Source organism: Conexibacter sp. CPCC 206217 (genome assembly GCF_030646165.1).
Taxonomy (GTDB): Bacteria; Actinomycetota; Thermoleophilia; order Solirubrobacterales; family Solirubrobacteraceae; genus Conexibacter.
The window spans coordinates 711,579-726,024 of sequence record NZ_JAUTDO010000001.1 but is presented as its reverse complement, the minus strand read 5'-3'; the positions used below and the strand labels follow the sequence as shown (position 1 = coordinate 726,024).

Annotated in this window: 15 protein-coding genes; 9 read left to right on the top strand and 6 right to left on the bottom strand. The window is 70.8% G+C overall.

Going from position 1 to position 14,446, the window contains the following annotated elements:
• The first annotated feature begins 117 nt into the window (after positions 1-117).
• Entirely contained in the window at positions 118-708 is a 591-nt protein-coding gene (locus Q7L65_RS03470; RefSeq protein WP_304718841.1) for a hypothetical protein, read from the top strand.
• On the opposite strand, the gene Q7L65_RS03465 is transcribed toward Q7L65_RS03470, so the two are convergent.
• Complete coding sequence (locus tag Q7L65_RS03465) at positions 648-1,649, bottom strand: cation diffusion facilitator family transporter (protein ID WP_304718840.1); 1,002 nt, start codon at positions 1,647-1,649, stop codon at positions 648-650. The two genes, Q7L65_RS03470 and Q7L65_RS03465, sit on opposite strands and share 61 nt — an antisense overlap.
• 77 nt (positions 1,650-1,726) lie before the next feature.
• Between Q7L65_RS03465 and Q7L65_RS03460 the strand changes: the two genes are divergently transcribed.
• Positions 1,727-2,245 (top strand): inorganic diphosphatase, encoded by a 519-nt coding sequence (locus Q7L65_RS03460; protein WP_304718838.1) that lies wholly within the window; start codon positions 1,727-1,729, stop codon positions 2,243-2,245.
• 65 nt (positions 2,246-2,310) lie between these two features.
• Positions 2,311-3,402 (top strand): aminotransferase class V-fold PLP-dependent enzyme, encoded by a 1,092-nt coding sequence (locus Q7L65_RS03455; RefSeq protein ID WP_304718837.1) that lies wholly within the window; start codon positions 2,311-2,313, stop codon positions 3,400-3,402.
• A gap of 7 nt (positions 3,403-3,409) precedes the next feature.
• On the opposite strand, the gene Q7L65_RS03450 is transcribed toward Q7L65_RS03455, so the two are convergent.
• On the bottom strand, positions 3,410-4,237 hold the full coding sequence (locus Q7L65_RS03450; protein ID WP_304718836.1) for an SDR family NAD(P)-dependent oxidoreductase: 828 nt from the start codon (positions 4,235-4,237) through the stop codon (positions 3,410-3,412).
• A 413-nt stretch (positions 4,238-4,650) separates the two neighbouring features.
• Here Q7L65_RS03450 and Q7L65_RS03445 point away from each other — a divergent pair, with 413 nt between their 5' ends.
• Complete coding sequence (locus tag Q7L65_RS03445) at positions 4,651-5,493, top strand: type IV toxin-antitoxin system AbiEi family antitoxin (protein ID WP_304718835.1); 843 nt, start codon at positions 4,651-4,653, stop codon at positions 5,491-5,493.
• On the top strand, positions 5,490-6,344 hold the full coding sequence (locus tag Q7L65_RS03440) for a hypothetical protein (RefSeq protein ID WP_304718834.1): 855 nt from the start codon (positions 5,490-5,492) through the stop codon (positions 6,342-6,344). The genes Q7L65_RS03445 and Q7L65_RS03440 overlap by 4 nt, the downstream gene beginning before the upstream one ends.
• A gap of 37 nt (positions 6,345-6,381) precedes the next feature.
• Here Q7L65_RS03440 and Q7L65_RS03435 read toward each other — a convergent pair whose 3' ends face one another.
• The 4 genes from Q7L65_RS03435 to Q7L65_RS03420 all read right to left on the bottom strand — a co-directional run bounded on the left by Q7L65_RS03435 (position 6,382) and on the right by Q7L65_RS03420 (position 9,775).
• Complete coding sequence (locus tag Q7L65_RS03435) at positions 6,382-7,557, bottom strand: acyl-CoA dehydrogenase family protein (protein WP_304718833.1); 1,176 nt, start codon at positions 7,555-7,557, stop codon at positions 6,382-6,384.
• A 64-nt stretch (positions 7,558-7,621) separates the two neighbouring features.
• Complete coding sequence (locus tag Q7L65_RS03430; protein ID WP_304718832.1) at positions 7,622-8,017, bottom strand: cupin domain-containing protein; 396 nt, start codon at positions 8,015-8,017, stop codon at positions 7,622-7,624.
• 12 nt (positions 8,018-8,029) lie between these two features.
• Positions 8,030-9,220 carry an acyl-CoA dehydrogenase family protein gene (locus tag Q7L65_RS03425; RefSeq protein ID WP_304718831.1) on the bottom strand — a complete coding sequence of 397 codons (1,191 nt, stop codon included), beginning with the start codon at positions 9,218-9,220 and terminating at the stop codon, positions 8,030-8,032.
• 96 nt (positions 9,221-9,316) lie between these two features.
• Entirely contained in the window at positions 9,317-9,775 is a 459-nt protein-coding gene (locus Q7L65_RS03420) for a hypothetical protein (protein ID WP_304718830.1), read from the bottom strand.
• 207 nt (positions 9,776-9,982) lie between these two features.
• Here Q7L65_RS03420 and Q7L65_RS03415 point away from each other — a divergent pair, with 207 nt between their 5' ends.
• The 4 genes from Q7L65_RS03415 to Q7L65_RS03400 are packed head-to-tail and all read left to right on the top strand — an operon-like array spanning position 9,983 to position 14,446.
• Positions 9,983-10,765: an enoyl-CoA hydratase/isomerase family protein gene (locus Q7L65_RS03415; protein ID WP_304718829.1), complete on the top strand. Its 783-nt coding sequence runs from the start codon at positions 9,983-9,985 to the stop codon at positions 10,763-10,765.
• Positions 10,750-12,327: an acyl-CoA carboxylase subunit beta gene (locus tag Q7L65_RS03410; RefSeq protein WP_304718828.1), complete on the top strand. Its 1,578-nt coding sequence runs from the start codon at positions 10,750-10,752 to the stop codon at positions 12,325-12,327. The genes Q7L65_RS03415 and Q7L65_RS03410 overlap by 16 nt, the downstream gene beginning before the upstream one ends.
• Positions 12,324-13,214 (top strand): 3-keto-5-aminohexanoate cleavage protein, encoded by an 891-nt coding sequence (locus Q7L65_RS03405; protein ID WP_304718827.1) that lies wholly within the window; start codon positions 12,324-12,326, stop codon positions 13,212-13,214. Before Q7L65_RS03410 ends, Q7L65_RS03405 begins: the two co-directional genes overlap by 4 nt.
• Complete coding sequence (locus Q7L65_RS03400; protein ID WP_304718826.1) at positions 13,211-14,446, top strand: CaiB/BaiF CoA-transferase family protein; 1,236 nt, start codon at positions 13,211-13,213, stop codon at positions 14,444-14,446. Before Q7L65_RS03405 ends, Q7L65_RS03400 begins: the two co-directional genes overlap by 4 nt.

Sequence of the window (14,446 nt, the reverse complement as noted above, 5' to 3'; positions counted from 1 at the left end):
CGCCGCCTGGGCGGAGGACCGAAGGATTGCTGCTGCTCTACGGCAGCAATCCTTCGGTCCTTGCTCGGAAAGGCGGCCGGCGCGAGTCGGGCGGCGCGCCGGGTAGGCTCGCGGCCGATGGATCCGACCGCACTGCTGCGCCCCGGCCTGCTCGCCGACACCGTGATCGCGCTCGGCGGCGGCGGGCCGTTCGCGCCGTCGCTGGGCGCGCTCGGAGCGACCGCCGCGACATTGCCGCAGACGCTCGACGAGCAGGCGGCGAGCGAGCACGTGCGGGGCGCGCTCGCTGCGCACGGCGCGATCGACGCGCTCGTGCACGACCTGCGCCCGGCGTTCGGGAGCGGCGGCGTCGAGGGACTGCGCGCGACGCTCGACGGCGCCTGGGTGACGGTCCGCGCGATTGCGAACGCGGCCTGGATCGAGCGGGGGAGACCGGGGCGAGTGACGCTCGTCGCGCCCGCGCCCGCGCCCGCCGCCCCGGACCCCCACGCCGAAGCGATCCGCGGCGCCGCCGAGAACATGGCCCGGACGCTCTCGATCGAGTGGTCGCGGTTCGGGGTCCGGGCGGTCGCGATCACGCCGGGCCCGCGCACGACCGACGGCGAGCTGGCCGCGCTGGCGGCCTACCTCGCCTCGCCCGCGGGCGACTACTTCTCGGGCGCGCGGCTGTCGCTCGGCGAGGTCACCGTCACGCCCTCGCCGGCCTGACGCCCGCCCGGCGGGGCGGCATCTCCGTCCGCCAGCGCCGCGGGCACGACCTGGATCTGCAGCGGCCCCTGCTCGTGGTCGATCTGCAGCGTCGTGTGGTGCAGGTCGAAGCGCTCGGTCAATTCCTCCGCGAGCGCCATCCGCAGCTCGTGCACGTCGATCCCCGTTCTCACGACGACGTGCGCCGACAGCGCTGGGAAGCCCGAGGTCACCTCCCAGACGTGCAGGTCGTGGACCTCCACGACGCCGGGGTGCGCCGCGAGCGTGCGGCCGATCTGCTGCGGGTCGAAGCCCTCCGGCGCGGCCTCCAGGAAGACGCGCCCGCTCGCCTTCACGAGCCCGTAGCCGGCGTGCAGCATCAGCCCCGCGACGACCATCGAAGCGATCGGATCCGCCCGCGAGAAGCCGGTCAGCACGATGATCAGGCCCGCGATCGCGGTGCCGATGAAGGCGTAGAGGTCGGTCAGGATGTGCTTGAAGCTGCCTTCGACGTTGAGGCTCTCGCGGTTGGCGCGCGCCAGCACCCACGTCGCGGCGATGTTGACGACGATCCCGAGCAGCGCGATCGCCAGCACGAGGCCGCCCTCGACGGCCGGCGGGTCGAACAGCCGCGTGATCGCCTCGTAGGTGATCCACGTGCCCAGCAGCAGCAGCGTGATCCCGTTCGCCTGCGCGGCGAGGATCTCGACGCGGCCGAAGCCGTAGGTCATCGCGCCGCGCGCCGGCCGTCTGGCGATCCTCAGCGCGAAGAGGGACAGCGCGAGCGCCGCCGCGTCGGTCAGCATGTGCGCCGCGTCCGACAGCAGCGCGAGCGACGAGGCGATGATGCCGACGACGACCTCGACCAGCATGAAGCTGACGATCAGCGCCAGCGCGATCTTCAACGCGCGCGCGTCTCTGACGCCGCCGGCTCCGTGTGAGTGACCGTGCTCGTGTGCCATCGCGCGGACATGGTACGCGTATGTGCGCCCGCGCCGGGAGCGCGTTCCGCGGGCGCGCCCCAGTATCGTTGGGGCGAATGACTGAGATCCTCCACTGCCTGGTCGAGATCCCGAAGGGCAGCCGAAACAAGTACGAGTGGGACGAAGAGCTGGGCGCGATCAAGTTCGACCGCTTCCTCTTCTCCTCCGTGGTCTATCCGACCGACTACGGCTTCATCCCCGAGACGCTCGGCGAGGACGGCGACCCGCTCGACGCGATGGTCTGCGTCTCCGAGCCGACGTTCCCCGGCTGCGTCATCCCCGTCAAGCCGATCGCGCTGTTCAAGATGCGCGACGACAAGGGGATCGACGACAAGGTCCTGTGCGTCCCGCTCGAGGACCCGAACTGGAACTGGATGAACGAGCTGGAAGACCTCTCGCTGCCGCTGCGCGACGAGATCTCGCATTTCTTCTCGATCTACAAGACGCCTGAGGGCAAGGTCGTCAAGGTCGACGGCTGGTTCCCGAAGGAGGCCGCGATCGAGGTCATGCGCGAGTCGAGGGAGCGTTGGCAGGAGCAGCAGGACAAGCGCGCCAAGACGCTCCAGAAGGGCTGAGTGCTTCGCATTGCGAGTCCCACGGCGGCGCACCGCCATCCGTCGCGTCTCGGGAACTCGCGGTCGTGACTGCTGAGTCGCTCGCGGATCTGCGTGCGCAGTTCCCCGTCCTGTCGCGGCTGGCGTACCTGAACGCCGGCACCAACGGCCCGATCGCGTCGGTCGCCGCCGCGGCGTCGCGCGCGCAGATCGAACTGGAGGAGCGCGAGGGTCGCGGCGGGATGCCGTTCTTCGTCGGCTACAGAGACATGATGGAGCGCCAGCGCGCCGGCTACGCCGCGTACCTCGGCGCGCCCGTCGAGCAGGTCGCGCTGACCAGTTCGACGACCGACGGCGTCGGCCGCGTGCTCGTCTCGCTGAACCTGCAGCCGGGCGACGAGATCCTCACCAGCGACGAGGAGCACCCGGGCGTGACCGGGCCGCTGGCCGGCCAGCGGGCGCGCGGGGTGGAGGTGCGCACGGCGCCGCTGGCGCAGCTGGCCGAGGCGATCGGTCCGCGCACGAAGCTCGTCGCCTGCTCGCACGTCAGCTGGCGCAGCGGTGCGCTCGCGCCGACCGCGGCGCTCGCGCAGGCGCCCCCGCTGGTGCTGCTCGACGGCGCCCAGGGCGTCGGGGCGGTGCCGATCGACGTCGCCGAGCTGGGCGCCGACTTCTACGCCGGCTCGGGCCAGAAGTGGCTGTGCGGCCCGACCGGGAGCGGGATGCTGTGGGTCTCGCCGCAGGCGCGCGAGCGGCTGACGGTGCCGACGCCCGGCTACCTCAACCTCGCCGACCCGGCCGCCGGACTCGACGCCGAGCCGAGAGCCGACGCGGGCGCGTTCGACACGCCCGCGCTGAGCAGCGTTGCGCTCGCGCACGCGGTCGCGATGCTGGAGCTGTTCGAGCAGACCGGCTGGGACGCGATCCACCGGCGCGCGCACGACCTCGCCGAGCTGGCTGCGCGGCGGCTCGCCGAGCGCGGCCGCACGGTGCTGCCGCGCGACCGCACGACGCTCGTCTCGTGGTACGAGGACGACGCGCCGGCGCGCTCCGAGGCGCTGCTGGAGGCGGGCGTCGTCGTGCGCTTCCTGCCGGGCGACGAGCTGCTGCGCGCCTCGTTCGGCGGCTGGAGCGACGAGCAGGACCTCGAGCGGCTGCTCGAAGCCCTGCCGGCCTGAAGGTCCGCTAGCCGGTCATCCCGCCGAACAGCCCGCCGGTCACGTGCAGCGTCTGGCCGTGGACGTAGTTGGACCACGGCGAGCAGAGGAAGAAGATCGCGCCCGCGGCCTCCTCGGGCTTCGCGGCGCGGCCGAGCGGGATCAGCATCTGCGACATCCCGCGCAGCTGGTCGGGGATCCCGAGCTGGACCTCCTCGCCGTCGATCACCATCGTGTTCGCCGCGTCCTTGGACTGCGTCAGGCGCGTGTCGATGAAGCCGAACGCGACCGCGTTGGAGTTGACCTTGAACTGGCCCCACTCCTTCGCGAGCGTCTTCGTGAGACCGACGACGGCGGACTTCGCGGCCGAGTAGTTGGCCTGCCCGGCGTTGCCCATCGTGCCGGAGGTGGAGGAGACGTTGACGATCTTGCGGAAGACCTCGACGCCCTGCTCGCGCTCCGCCTTCGCGGGCTCGCGCAGGTGCGGCGCGGCGGCGCGCACGACTCTGAACGGGACCGTGACGTGGATGTCGAGCATCCGCTGCCACCAGTCGTCGCTCATCTTGTGGACCGGCGCGTCGAGCGTGTAGCCGGCGTTGTTGACGACGATGTCGATTCTGCCCCAGGCGTCGATCGCCGCCTGCACCAGCCTGTCCGGCGCGTCGCCCTTCGTCAGGTCGCCGGCGAAGACGGTCGTCTCGCCCGCGATCTCGGACGCGGTCCGCTGCGCGACGTCGCCGTCGAGGTCGTTGATCAGCACGCTGGCGCCCTGCGACGAGAGCAGCTCCGCCGTCGCGCGGCCGATCCCGCGCGCGCTGCCGGTGACGATCGCGACCTTCCCGTCGAGAACTCCCATGCTCATCTCCTTGAAGCCGTGGTCGTGGTGAGGCGGCGCACGATACGTCCGCCGTGCGGCTGTCGGCGCCGGTTGCCTCGCTGCGACATTGCTTCGATCGGGACGTTCTCCTTATCGGCAAACTCAAATCTTAGAGAAATTTTTCCTGTATAGTTTGATTTGCGATGATAGGGAATCATGCCTATGAGGAAACGCTTGTGGAAGAAGCACGTGAGCGCCTCGATGCGCTTCTGCCAGCGCCGTGGGCGGTCGCGTACGCGCCGATGGATGGCGGCACGCGCGCATTCGTGATCAGCGCGCCGAACGGGACGGCCGAATGGCTCGCACTGGAAGTCAGGAGATCCCTTCCTCCGCGTGATGTGCCGACGATCTTGTCGGGACTCGGCCGAGCGATTCGCAACCTTGCCCCCGAAGTGCCGGTGCTGGTCATCGCTCCCTGGATCGGGCCGCGTGCGCAGACGCTGCTGGTCGAGGAGCAGATCAACTATCTCGATCCCACCGGCAACGTGCGCATCCAAGCCGACGATCCTGCCGTGTTCATCTCGTCGTCCGGGGCGACGAGAGATCCGCAGGCATCTGTCCGCGGCGCGGCGCGCGTGCGCGGTCCGAAGTCGGGGCGCCTGATCCGCGCGCTGGTCGACGTGCGGCCTCCGTACGGCGTCGGCGAGCTCGCCGACGCGACCCGACTGGCGCCCGGCTACGTCTCGCGCATGCTCGACACGCTCGACCGCGAAGCGCTGGTGCAGCGAGGGCCGCGCGGAAGAGTCGAGTCGGTCGAGACGATCGCGCTGCTGCGTCGGTGGGCCGAGAGCTACGACGTGCTGAGCGCCAATGCAGCGCGCGGGTTCGTCGCACGCGACGCTGCGGAAGCGTACGCAGCGCTCGCGGACATGCCGGGGCGCGTCGCAGTGACCGGCTCGTTCGCGGCAGTGCGACTCGCACCCGTCGCCGCTCCCGCGGTCCTGACGGTCTACTGCGAGCACGTCGACGGCGTCGCCGGCAAGCTCGGACTTCTGCCCGCGGATGAAGGCGCGAACGTCGTGCTTCTGAGACCGTTCGATGACGTCGTCTGGACCGGAGTCAGACGGATGGACGCGGTCGACACCGTGGCTCCCGCACAGATCGCCGTCGACTGCCTGACCGGCACTGGCCGCATGCCCGCCGAAGGGGAGGCCGTGTTGAGCTGGATGGCGGGCGACGAGTCGAGCTGGCGCGCGGACTCGCTCGCCGGGCTGTCCGTCCCAGCTGCGGCATGAGCCAGACGCCCACGCTCGACCCGCGTTACGTCGCGGCGCGCCGCGTCCTGCTCGACGCGCTCGACGGCCTAGCTCCGCAGCTGGAGGCGATCGTCGTCGTCGGGGCGCAGGCGATCTACCTGCACGGTGGCGTCGATGCGCTCCCGCTTGCCCCGTTCACGACGGACGGAGATCTCGTGCTCGACCCGGCATTGCTCGTGAAGGAACCGACCCTGGAGGCTGCGATGACGGCTCGCGGGTTCCGGCTGCAGGAGATCGGCGGCCATGTCGAGCCAGGGATCTGGCTCGCCTCCGCCACCATCGAGGGCGTTGAAGCTGAGATACCGCTCGATCTGATCGTCCCGGATGGAGCGGCCCCGCCCGGAGGTCGCCGAGGGGCCCGGTTGCCGGACCACGGACGGCGCGCCGCTCGCCGCATCGCGGGGCTGGAGGCGGCACTCGTCGATCACGAGCCGATGGGGATCCGTGCGCTTGACCCGCAGGACGCGCGCTCGCGCATGGTCAACGTCGCCGGCCACGCCGCGCTGCTCATCGCCAAGGCGCACAAGCTTGGCGAGCGGGAGGCGAGCGGCCGGCGCGATCGTCTCGACGACAAGGACGCCGTCGACGTCCTGCGGCTGATGCTCGCGACCGATTCGGTCGCGGTCGCGCGGACCTGCTCGCGCCTGCTCTCCGACGAGGTCGCCGGCGCCTCCACGCGGATCGGACTCGACCATCTGACGCGCCTGTTCGGACGGCGCGGACGGCCTGGCGTCGAACTGGCGACGCGCGGGGTCCGGTTGGCGATTCCCGCGGCACGTGTGGAAGCGGTTTGCGTGGCCTACGTCAGAGCGCTGTTCGCCGCGCTCTGAGTCCGCGCCGCGAGCGGCGCCGGTCGCCCGGCGCCGCTCAGAGGCCCATCGTCTTGCCGAGGATCTCCTTCATGATCTCGTCGGTGCCGCCGCCGATCGGGCCGAGGCGCAGGTCGCGGACGGCGCGCTCCAGCGCCGGCTCGGCGTGCTCGCCGGCGTCGAAGTGGATCTGCAGGCAGCTGTCGGCGCCGTCGTAGGCGGCGCGCTGGGTCGCGAGCTTGGCCATCGTCACCTCGCGTACGCAGTCGGCGCCGGCGAGGTGCAGGCGCAGCGCGTGGTAGGTCAATGCGCGGCCCGTCTCCAGCGCGGTCGCGACCTCGGCGACGCGGTGGCGCGCCGATTGCGAGGGGCGCCGCGCGCGCGAGCGCAGGAACGCGACCGTCCGCTCCAGCACGACGTCGAGCGCGCCGAGGGCGCCGAGCGCCATCATCAGCCGCTCCCAGGCGAAGTTGACCATGATCAGCCTGAAGCCGCCGTGCAGCTCGCCGAGCAGGTTCTCGGCAGGCACGAAAAGGTCGTCGAACGTGATCAGGGCGGTGTCGGAGGCATGCCAGCCGAGCTTCTCGATCGGGCTCGAGGTCATCCCCTCGCCGCGCTCGATCAGCAGGAACGAGATCCCGCCGTGGCCGCCGTCGGCGGTCGTCTTGACCGCCGTCACGACGAAGTCCGCGCGCATCCCGTTGGTGATGAAGAGCTTGGAGCCGTTCACGAGGAAACCGCCGTCGACCTGCTCGGCGCGCGTGCGCAGGGCGGCCACGTCGGAGCCGGCGTCGGGCTCGGTGATCCCGAGCGCGGCGAGCTTCTCGCCGCGGATCCCGGGCCGCAGGAAGCGCTCGTGCTGGTCGGGCGTGCCGAAGCGCCACACCGGCGGCAGCGCGATCCCGGCGTGCGCGCCGATCCCGGCGCCGACCCCGCCGGAGCCGCAGCGCGCCAGTTCCTCCGCGAACACGGCGGCCGCGACGGGATCGCCCGCGCCGCCGTGCTCGGGCGGGAACTTCAGCCCGACGAAGCCGCGCTCGCAGCAGAGCCGCAGCGCCGCGTCGGGAAACGCGCGCGCCACCTCCCACGCTTCGGCGTGCGGCGCCAGCTCACGCTCGACGAACGCGCGCATCTCGGCGCGCAGCGCGACGTGGCGGTCCGTCAGCGGGGGCAGCGGCCGGGCGCGCGCCGCCGCGCCCGCGCCGGTCCGCGCGAGCAGGTCGCTCGCGCTCACCGGCCGCGCCCGGCCGCCGCGCCCGCGCCGATCCGCTGCAGCAACGACGCGAGCGCCGCGCCGCTCACCGCGCCTCGGACCCGTCCGGGTTGACCTTCACGCCGTCGCGCCCGACGTAGCCGTCCTTGCCGCCGACGATCACGTAGATCGCGTCGCCGGTGCCGATGTTTCTGACGTTGCGCACCGTCGTCGCGTCGACGCGCGCGAGGCCGCCGGGATCCAGTTCGTGCGTCGTGCCGTCGCCGAAGGTGATCGCGATCCGGCCGGAGTGGACGAAGTACGTCTCCTCCTGGTGCTCGTGGTAGTGGCTGCCGGTGTCGTAGCCCGGCGGCAGCACGATCGCGTTCATGCCGAACGCGGTGACGCCCAGCTCTCTGCGGATCTTGCGAAAGCCGGGGCCGGCGCCGATCGCGTCGAGGTTGCCGACCGCGTACCCGGGCCCGGCGGTGATCTCACCCATGACGAAGCCTCCTCACAGTCCGTAGGAACGGCCGATCACGTCGAGCATGATCTCGTCGGTGCCCGCGCCGATGCGGTTCAGACGCATGTCACGCCAGACGCGCTCGATCCCATACTCCTTCATGTACCCGGCTCCGCCGTAGATCTGAATGCACTCGTCAGCGACCTCGACGGCGATCCGCGCCGCGTGCAGCTTCGCCATCGAGATCTCGCGCACGGGGTACTCGCCGTTGTTGAAGCGCCAGGCGGTCGTGTAGACCATCTGCCGCGCCGACTCGATCTTCGTCGCCATCTCGGCGAACTTGTGGCGCGTGACCTGGAACTTGCCGATCTGACGGCCGAACGCGGTCCGCTCCAGCGCGTACTGCAGCGTCTGGTCGAACGCCAGCTGGGCGCCGGCGACGCAGCCCGCGGCGCCGATCAGGCGCTCTCCCTGCAGCTCCCACATGATGTGGTAGAAGCCCTTGCCGATCTCGCCGAGGACCGCGTCGGCCGGCACGCGCACGTCCTGGAACGCGAGCAGGGCGGTGTCGGAGGCGTGCATCCCGAGCTTCTCGAGCCGCTTCTCGCGGATCACGCCGGGCAGGTCCATGTCGACGATGAAGACGGTGAAGCCCTCGTAGCCGGCGTCCGCGTCGCCGGTCTTCGTCATCAGCACGATGTAGTCGGCGCGGTGGCCGTTGGTGATGTAGGTCTTGGAGCCGTTGATGACCCACTCGTCGCCGTCGCGGACGGCGCGCGTCTTGATGCCGGCGACGTCGGAGCCGGCGTCGGGCTCCGTTATGCCGATGCAGGCGATCTTCTCGCCTCTCATCGCCGGCGTCAGGTACGCCTGCTTCTGCTGCTCGGTGCCGAACGCGAGGATCGGCGGCGTCGCCATGTCGGTGTGGACTGCGACGCCCATCGCGAGGCCGCCGCAGCGGGCGCCGGCCATCTCCTCGGCGAGCACGAGGTTGGCGTAGTAGTCGCCGCCCTGGCCGCCGTACTGCTCGGGCACCGAGAGGCCGAGGAAGCCGAGCTCGCCCATCCGCCGGATGACGGAGTCGGGGAAGGTCGTCTCCTCCCACTCCTCGGCGTGCGGCGCCAGCTCCTTGGCGACGAAGCGCGCGATCGACTCGCGCAGTCGCTCGTGCTCCTCGGTGAAGATGAAGTGCTTGCGCTGAGCGCCGTGGTCGGGCTTCAGCACGTCGGCGGCGGTGGCCATGCGGCGTCTCTCCTCGGTGCGCGTGGGCGGGCGAAGAAAGTGAACAGTAGAACTTCCTACTTCCGGCTGCGCCGGTCAGGCCACCGCCTGCGCGAGCTACGCGACCTTGAAGGAGCGCACCTTGCTGTGCACGTGACAGCCCTTGACGCGGCAGTCGATGTGATAGGCCTGCCAGTAGTAGGTGCCCGGCGCCTGCATGAACCACTCAGGGAACGAGTACGCCGGCGGCTTGTAGGTGAAGCCGTATCTGCCGGACTGTCTCATGCTCGTGAACGTGCCGGAGCCTCTCGTCTGCTTGAGGTCGCCGTCCTTGTCGAGCTTCTTCGATCTCGAGATCGTCATGAAGACTCTGTAGCGGCGTGCGTTGGGGTCGGTGTCGCGTGCCTTGAAGAGCGGCTGCGAGCCTCTGGCGAGCGTCTTGCCGATGCCGGGCGCGAGCAGTTGGGGTGCGGCGCTGGCCGCCTGGGCGGCGGCGAGCGAGACGGCGCTGGCGAGCAGCGCTGCGAGCAACGCGACCGAGAGGGAGCGGCCGCGCGTGCTGGTACGTGTCTCCAAGGGAGACCTCCTGGTGAGTCGTGGGACGAACGACGGTCGCCGGGCCCGTGCCTGGGGAAAGCGACCAGACGCCAACGTTCCCGCGCGTTAAGCCCGCCTAAACCTGTGCTGTCTGCGCATCGGCGGCAGCGGGTCCGCCTTGACGCATGTCGCGTTCGGCGCCAGAGTTGGAAGTGAAACGTCCTACTTCTCACAGGAATTGGCCGCGTGGACTACGCAACCCTCCGCTACGACGTCGCCGACGCCGTCGCCACGATCTCACTCGATCAGCCCGACACCCGCAACGCGCTCTCCGACGAGCTGCTCGACGACCTGCTCGCGGCCTTCGCCGCGGCACGCGACGATGACACCGTCCGTTGCGTCGTGCTGACCTCGACGCACGCCAGAGTCTTCTCCTCCGGCGGCAACCTCGGCGGCTTCGCCGCGCAGGCGCCGCTGGTGCACAAGTACGCCGCGATCGAGCGCTTCACGACGCTGTTCAAGCTGATCGGCCAGCTCGGCAAGCCGAGCATCTGCGCGGCCAACGGCCACGTGCTCGCGGGCGCGCTCGGCGTCGCGCTCGCGTGCGACCTGATCGTCGCGAAGGAGGGCGTGCGCTTCGGCACGCCGGAGATCAACGTCGGCGTCTTCCCGTTCATGATCATGGCGCTGATCTACCGCAACGTCGGGCGCAAGAAGACGAACGAGCTGCTGCTGCTGGGCGACCAGCTCGACGCGCACGAGGCGGAGCGGATCGGGATCGTCAACAAGGTCGTGGCGGCCGACGAGTACGACGCGGCCGTCGCCGACTGGGCCGGCCGACTGGCGCGCAAGACGCCGCTGCTGATGAAGATGGGCAAGGACGCGATGTACCGCCAGCAGGACATGGCGTTCGAGGAGGCGCTCGACTACCTCCGCGCCCAGCTCGCGCTCGCCTTCTCGACCGACGACATCCAGGAGGGCGTCAGAGCGTTCTTCGAAAGACGGGAGCCGCAATGGACAGGACAATGACCTCGCCGCCGTCGCTCCTGCGCCCGCTCGTCGAGGAGCTGCACGAGCGGCGCGCGAAGGCGGCGCTCGGCGGCGGCGAGGCGAAGATCGCCAGACAGCACGCGGCCGACAAGCTGACCGCGCGCGAGCGGCTTGCGCTGCTGATCGACGACGGCACCTTCACCGAGCTGGGGATCAACGCCGGCATCCACTTCTCCGTGCGCGGGCTGGAGGGCAAGGAGGCGCCGGCCGACGGCGTCATCACCGGCTACGGCAAGGTCGACGGCCGCATGGTCGCGGTCTGCGCCTACGACTTCACGGTGATGGCCGGCTCGATGGGGATGACCGGCGAGATCAAGGTGACGCGGCTGCGCGAGCTGGCGCTGTCGAAGCGGATCCCGTTCATCTGGCTGCTCGACTCGGCCGGCGCACGGATCCAGGAGGCGGTCGGCTCGCTCTTCGCCGGCTCCGGCCACCTGTTCCGCGAAGAGGTCGTGATGAGCGGCGTGATCCCGCAGATCGCCGCGCTGATGGGGCCGTGCGCCGCCGGCACCGCCTACATCCCCGGACTCGCCGACTTCGTCCCGATGGTGAAGGGGCGCGGCTCGATGGCGCTCGCCGGCCCGCACCTCGTGCGCGCGGCGGTCGGGGAGGACGTGACGCAGGAGGAGCTCGGCGGCTCGCGCGTGCACTGCCGCAAGTCCGGCGTCGGCGACCTCGAGGTCGCCTCCGACGAGGAGTGCGTCGAGCGGATCAAGCAGTACCTCTCGTTCATGCCGCAGCATTGCGAGGCGCCGGTGCCCGTGCGGCCCGTCAGCGACCCGGTCGACCGCATGGACGACGACCTGCTCGACGTGCTGCCGGAGTCCAACCGCAAGCCGTACGACATGTACGAGGTGATCCGGCGGATCGTCGACGACGGCGAGTACTTCGACATGAAGCCGCAGTGGGCGAAGACGCTGATCACCTGCTTCGCGCGCTTCGGCGGGCGGCCGGTCGGGATCGTCGCCAACCAGCCCAAGCAGCTCGGCGGGATCCTCGACATCGACTCCGCCGACAAGGCCGCGCGCTTCGTCAACCTCTGCAACGCGTACGGGATCCCGCTCGTCTTCCTGCAGGACGTGCCGGGCTTCATGGTCGGCACGAAGGTCGAGGCGGCCGGCATCATCCGTCACGGCGCGAAGATGCTCCACGCGGTCGCCAACGCGACCGTGCCGAAGATCACCGTCGTGATCCGCAAGGCCTACGGCGCGGGCTACTACGTGATGTGCGGCAAGGCGTACGAGCCGGACCTGATCGTCGCCTGGCCGAGTGCGGAGATCTCCGTGATGGGGGCCGAGGGCGCGGTCGAGATCGTGATGCGCAGAGTCGTCGAGCAGGCCGACGATCCGGCCGCCAAGAGAGCCGAGCTGGTCGCCGCGTACCGCAGAGTGATCGACGTCTACGTCGCGGCCGGGAACGGAATGATCGACGACGTGATCGACCCGCGCGAGACGCGCCCGACGATCGTGCGCGCGCTGGAGATGGCGGAGGGCAAGCGCGTCGAGCGGCCCTGGAAGCGACATGGGGTGGTGCCGGTATGAGCCTCGAAGATCCCGTCATCGTCACCTGCTCGATCTCGGGCGCGATCGCCAACCGCGAGCAGTGCGCGGCGATCCCGTACACGCCGGCGGAGTACGCCGCGGAGGCGCGCCGCGCGGTCGACGAGGGCGCGTCGATGATCCACATCCACGCGCGCACGCCCGACGGCACGCCGTCGTACGAGATCGAGGACTTCCGCGCGATCACCGACGCGATCCTGGCCGCGGTCGGCGACGTCGTGATCAACTACTCGACGGGCGCCCTCGGCGTCTCGCTGGAGAAGCGGATCGCCTACCTGCGCGCGTTGAAGCCGGACGTCGCCGCTCTGAACATGGGCTCGATGAACTACGCGAAGTACTCGCGCAGACGCAGAGACTTCGTCTTCCACACGGTCTTCGAGAACAGCTTCGAGTCGATCATCACGCTGCTGCGCGCGATGAACGAGGAGGGGATCAAGCCCGAGCACGAGTGCTTCGACACCGGCCACATCGCCAACCTCGACCCGCTGCTGGACATGGGGATCCTGCGCGAGCCGCTGCAGATCTCGTGCGTGATGGGCGTCACGGGGGGGATCCGGCCGACCGCGCGCAACCTCGCGCACATGGCGGAGAACGTGCCCGGCGGACCCGACGGGGGCAACGAGTGGGGCGTGATCGGGATCTCGCGCGCCCAGTGGACGCTGATCGCGACCGCGCTGACGCTCGGCGGCAACGTCCGCGCCGGCCTGGAGGACAACTTCTACCTCCCCGACGGCGCGATGGCGCGCTCCAACGGCGACCTGATCGCGCAGGCCGTGCGGATGGCGCGCGACGTGGGTCGGCGGGTGGCGAGCGTGGAGGAGACGCGCAGCATGCTGGGCGTGCCGAAGCGGGAACGGGCGCCGGCATGAGCGGTCCGCTCACGGGCCTCAGAGTCCTCGACCTCTCCCGCCTGCTGCCCGGTCCGTTCTGCTCGCTGCTGCTCGCCGACCTCGGCGCGGACGTGCTGAAGGTCGAGGACATGGGGATGGGCGACTACGTGCGCTGGTCGCCGCCGTACGTCGAAGGCGTCGAGGATTCCGCCAGATCGGCGCTGTTCCTCGCACTCAACCGCAACAAGCGCTCGATCCGGCTCGACCTGAAGTCGGCGGCCGGGCGCGAGGTGCTGCTGCGGCTCGTGCGCGACGCCGACGTGCTGCTGGAGTCGTTCCGGCCCGGCGTGCTCGACCGCCTCGGCGTCGGCTACGAGCGGCTGCGTGAGGAGAACGCCGGCCTCGTCTACTGCGCGATCACCGGCTACGGCCAGGACGGGCCGCTGCGCGACCGCGCCGGCCACGACACCAACTACCTCGGCCTCGGCGGGCTGCTGGCGCTGACCGGCGAGCGCGACGGGCCGCCGGTGCAGGCGTCGGCGCAGATCGCCGACGTCGGCGGCGGCGCCTTGATGGGCGCGGTCGGGATCCTCGCGGCGTTGCGCGAGCGCGACCGCTCCGGCGAGGGTCAGCTCGTCGACGTCTCGATGACCGACGGCGCGCTGTCGTGGCTCGCGATGCAAGCAGCGCAGCAGCTCAACGACCCGGCCGGGACGCCGCTGCGGCGCGGCGGCCTGCCGTTGTCCGGCTCGATCGTCTGCTACCGCCCGTACGCCTGCGCCGACGGCTGGGTGACGCTCGGCGCGCTGGAGCCGAAGTTCTGGCAGGCATGGTGCCGCGGCGTCGGCCGCGAGGACCTGATCGAGCGCCAGTTCGAGCCGCCCGGCAGCGACGCCCACGGCGAGGTCGAGCGGATCTTCGCCGCGCGCACGCGCGGCGAATGGGAGGCGTTCGCGCGCGAGCACGACTGCTGCCTGGAGCCGCTGCTGGAGTTGGACGAGGCGCTCGACTCCGAGCTGGTGGCCGCGCGTGAGATGGTCGTCGGGCTGGACCAGCCGGGCGCCGTCGAGCCGGTCCGCATGCTCGGCCTGCCGGTCAAGCTCAGCCGCACCCCCGGAGATCCGACCCGCGCCCCGGGCCCGGTCCTCGGCGGCGACACCGACGCAGTGCTGACGGAGGCGGGCTATACGGACGAGCAGATCGCGGCGCTCAAGGAGTCCGGCGCGGCGGCTGGCCCGGCGTCCGGCGTGCGAGGGTCGTTCCTTGGCTGA

Excerpts from the sequence above, each read along its gene's own strand:
- Q7L65_RS03470 (WP_304718841.1), top strand. The coding sequence starts at position 118 with ATGGATCCGACCGCACTGCTGCGCCCCGGCCTGCTCGCCGACACCGTG.
- Q7L65_RS03465 (WP_304718840.1), bottom strand. The coding sequence starts at position 1,649 with ATGGCACACGAGCACGGTCACTCACACGGAGCCGGCGGCGTCAGAGAC.
- Q7L65_RS03460 (WP_304718838.1), top strand. The coding sequence starts at position 1,727 with ATGACTGAGATCCTCCACTGCCTGGTCGAGATCCCGAAGGGCAGCCGA.
- Q7L65_RS03450 (WP_304718836.1), bottom strand. The coding sequence starts at position 4,237 with ATGGGAGTTCTCGACGGGAAGGTCGCGATCGTCACCGGCAGCGCGCGC.
- Q7L65_RS03440 (WP_304718834.1), top strand. The coding sequence starts at position 5,490 with ATGAGCCAGACGCCCACGCTCGACCCGCGTTACGTCGCGGCGCGCCGC.
- Q7L65_RS03430 (WP_304718832.1), bottom strand. The coding sequence starts at position 8,017 with ATGGGTGAGATCACCGCCGGGCCCGGGTACGCGGTCGGCAACCTCGAC.
- Q7L65_RS03425 (WP_304718831.1), bottom strand. The coding sequence starts at position 9,220 with ATGGCCACCGCCGCCGACGTGCTGAAGCCCGACCACGGCGCTCAGCGC.
- Q7L65_RS03410 (WP_304718828.1), top strand. The coding sequence starts at position 10,750 with ATGGACAGGACAATGACCTCGCCGCCGTCGCTCCTGCGCCCGCTCGTC.
- Q7L65_RS03405 (WP_304718827.1), top strand. The coding sequence starts at position 12,324 with ATGAGCCTCGAAGATCCCGTCATCGTCACCTGCTCGATCTCGGGCGCG.
- Q7L65_RS03400 (WP_304718826.1), top strand. The coding sequence starts at position 13,211 with ATGAGCGGTCCGCTCACGGGCCTCAGAGTCCTCGACCTCTCCCGCCTG.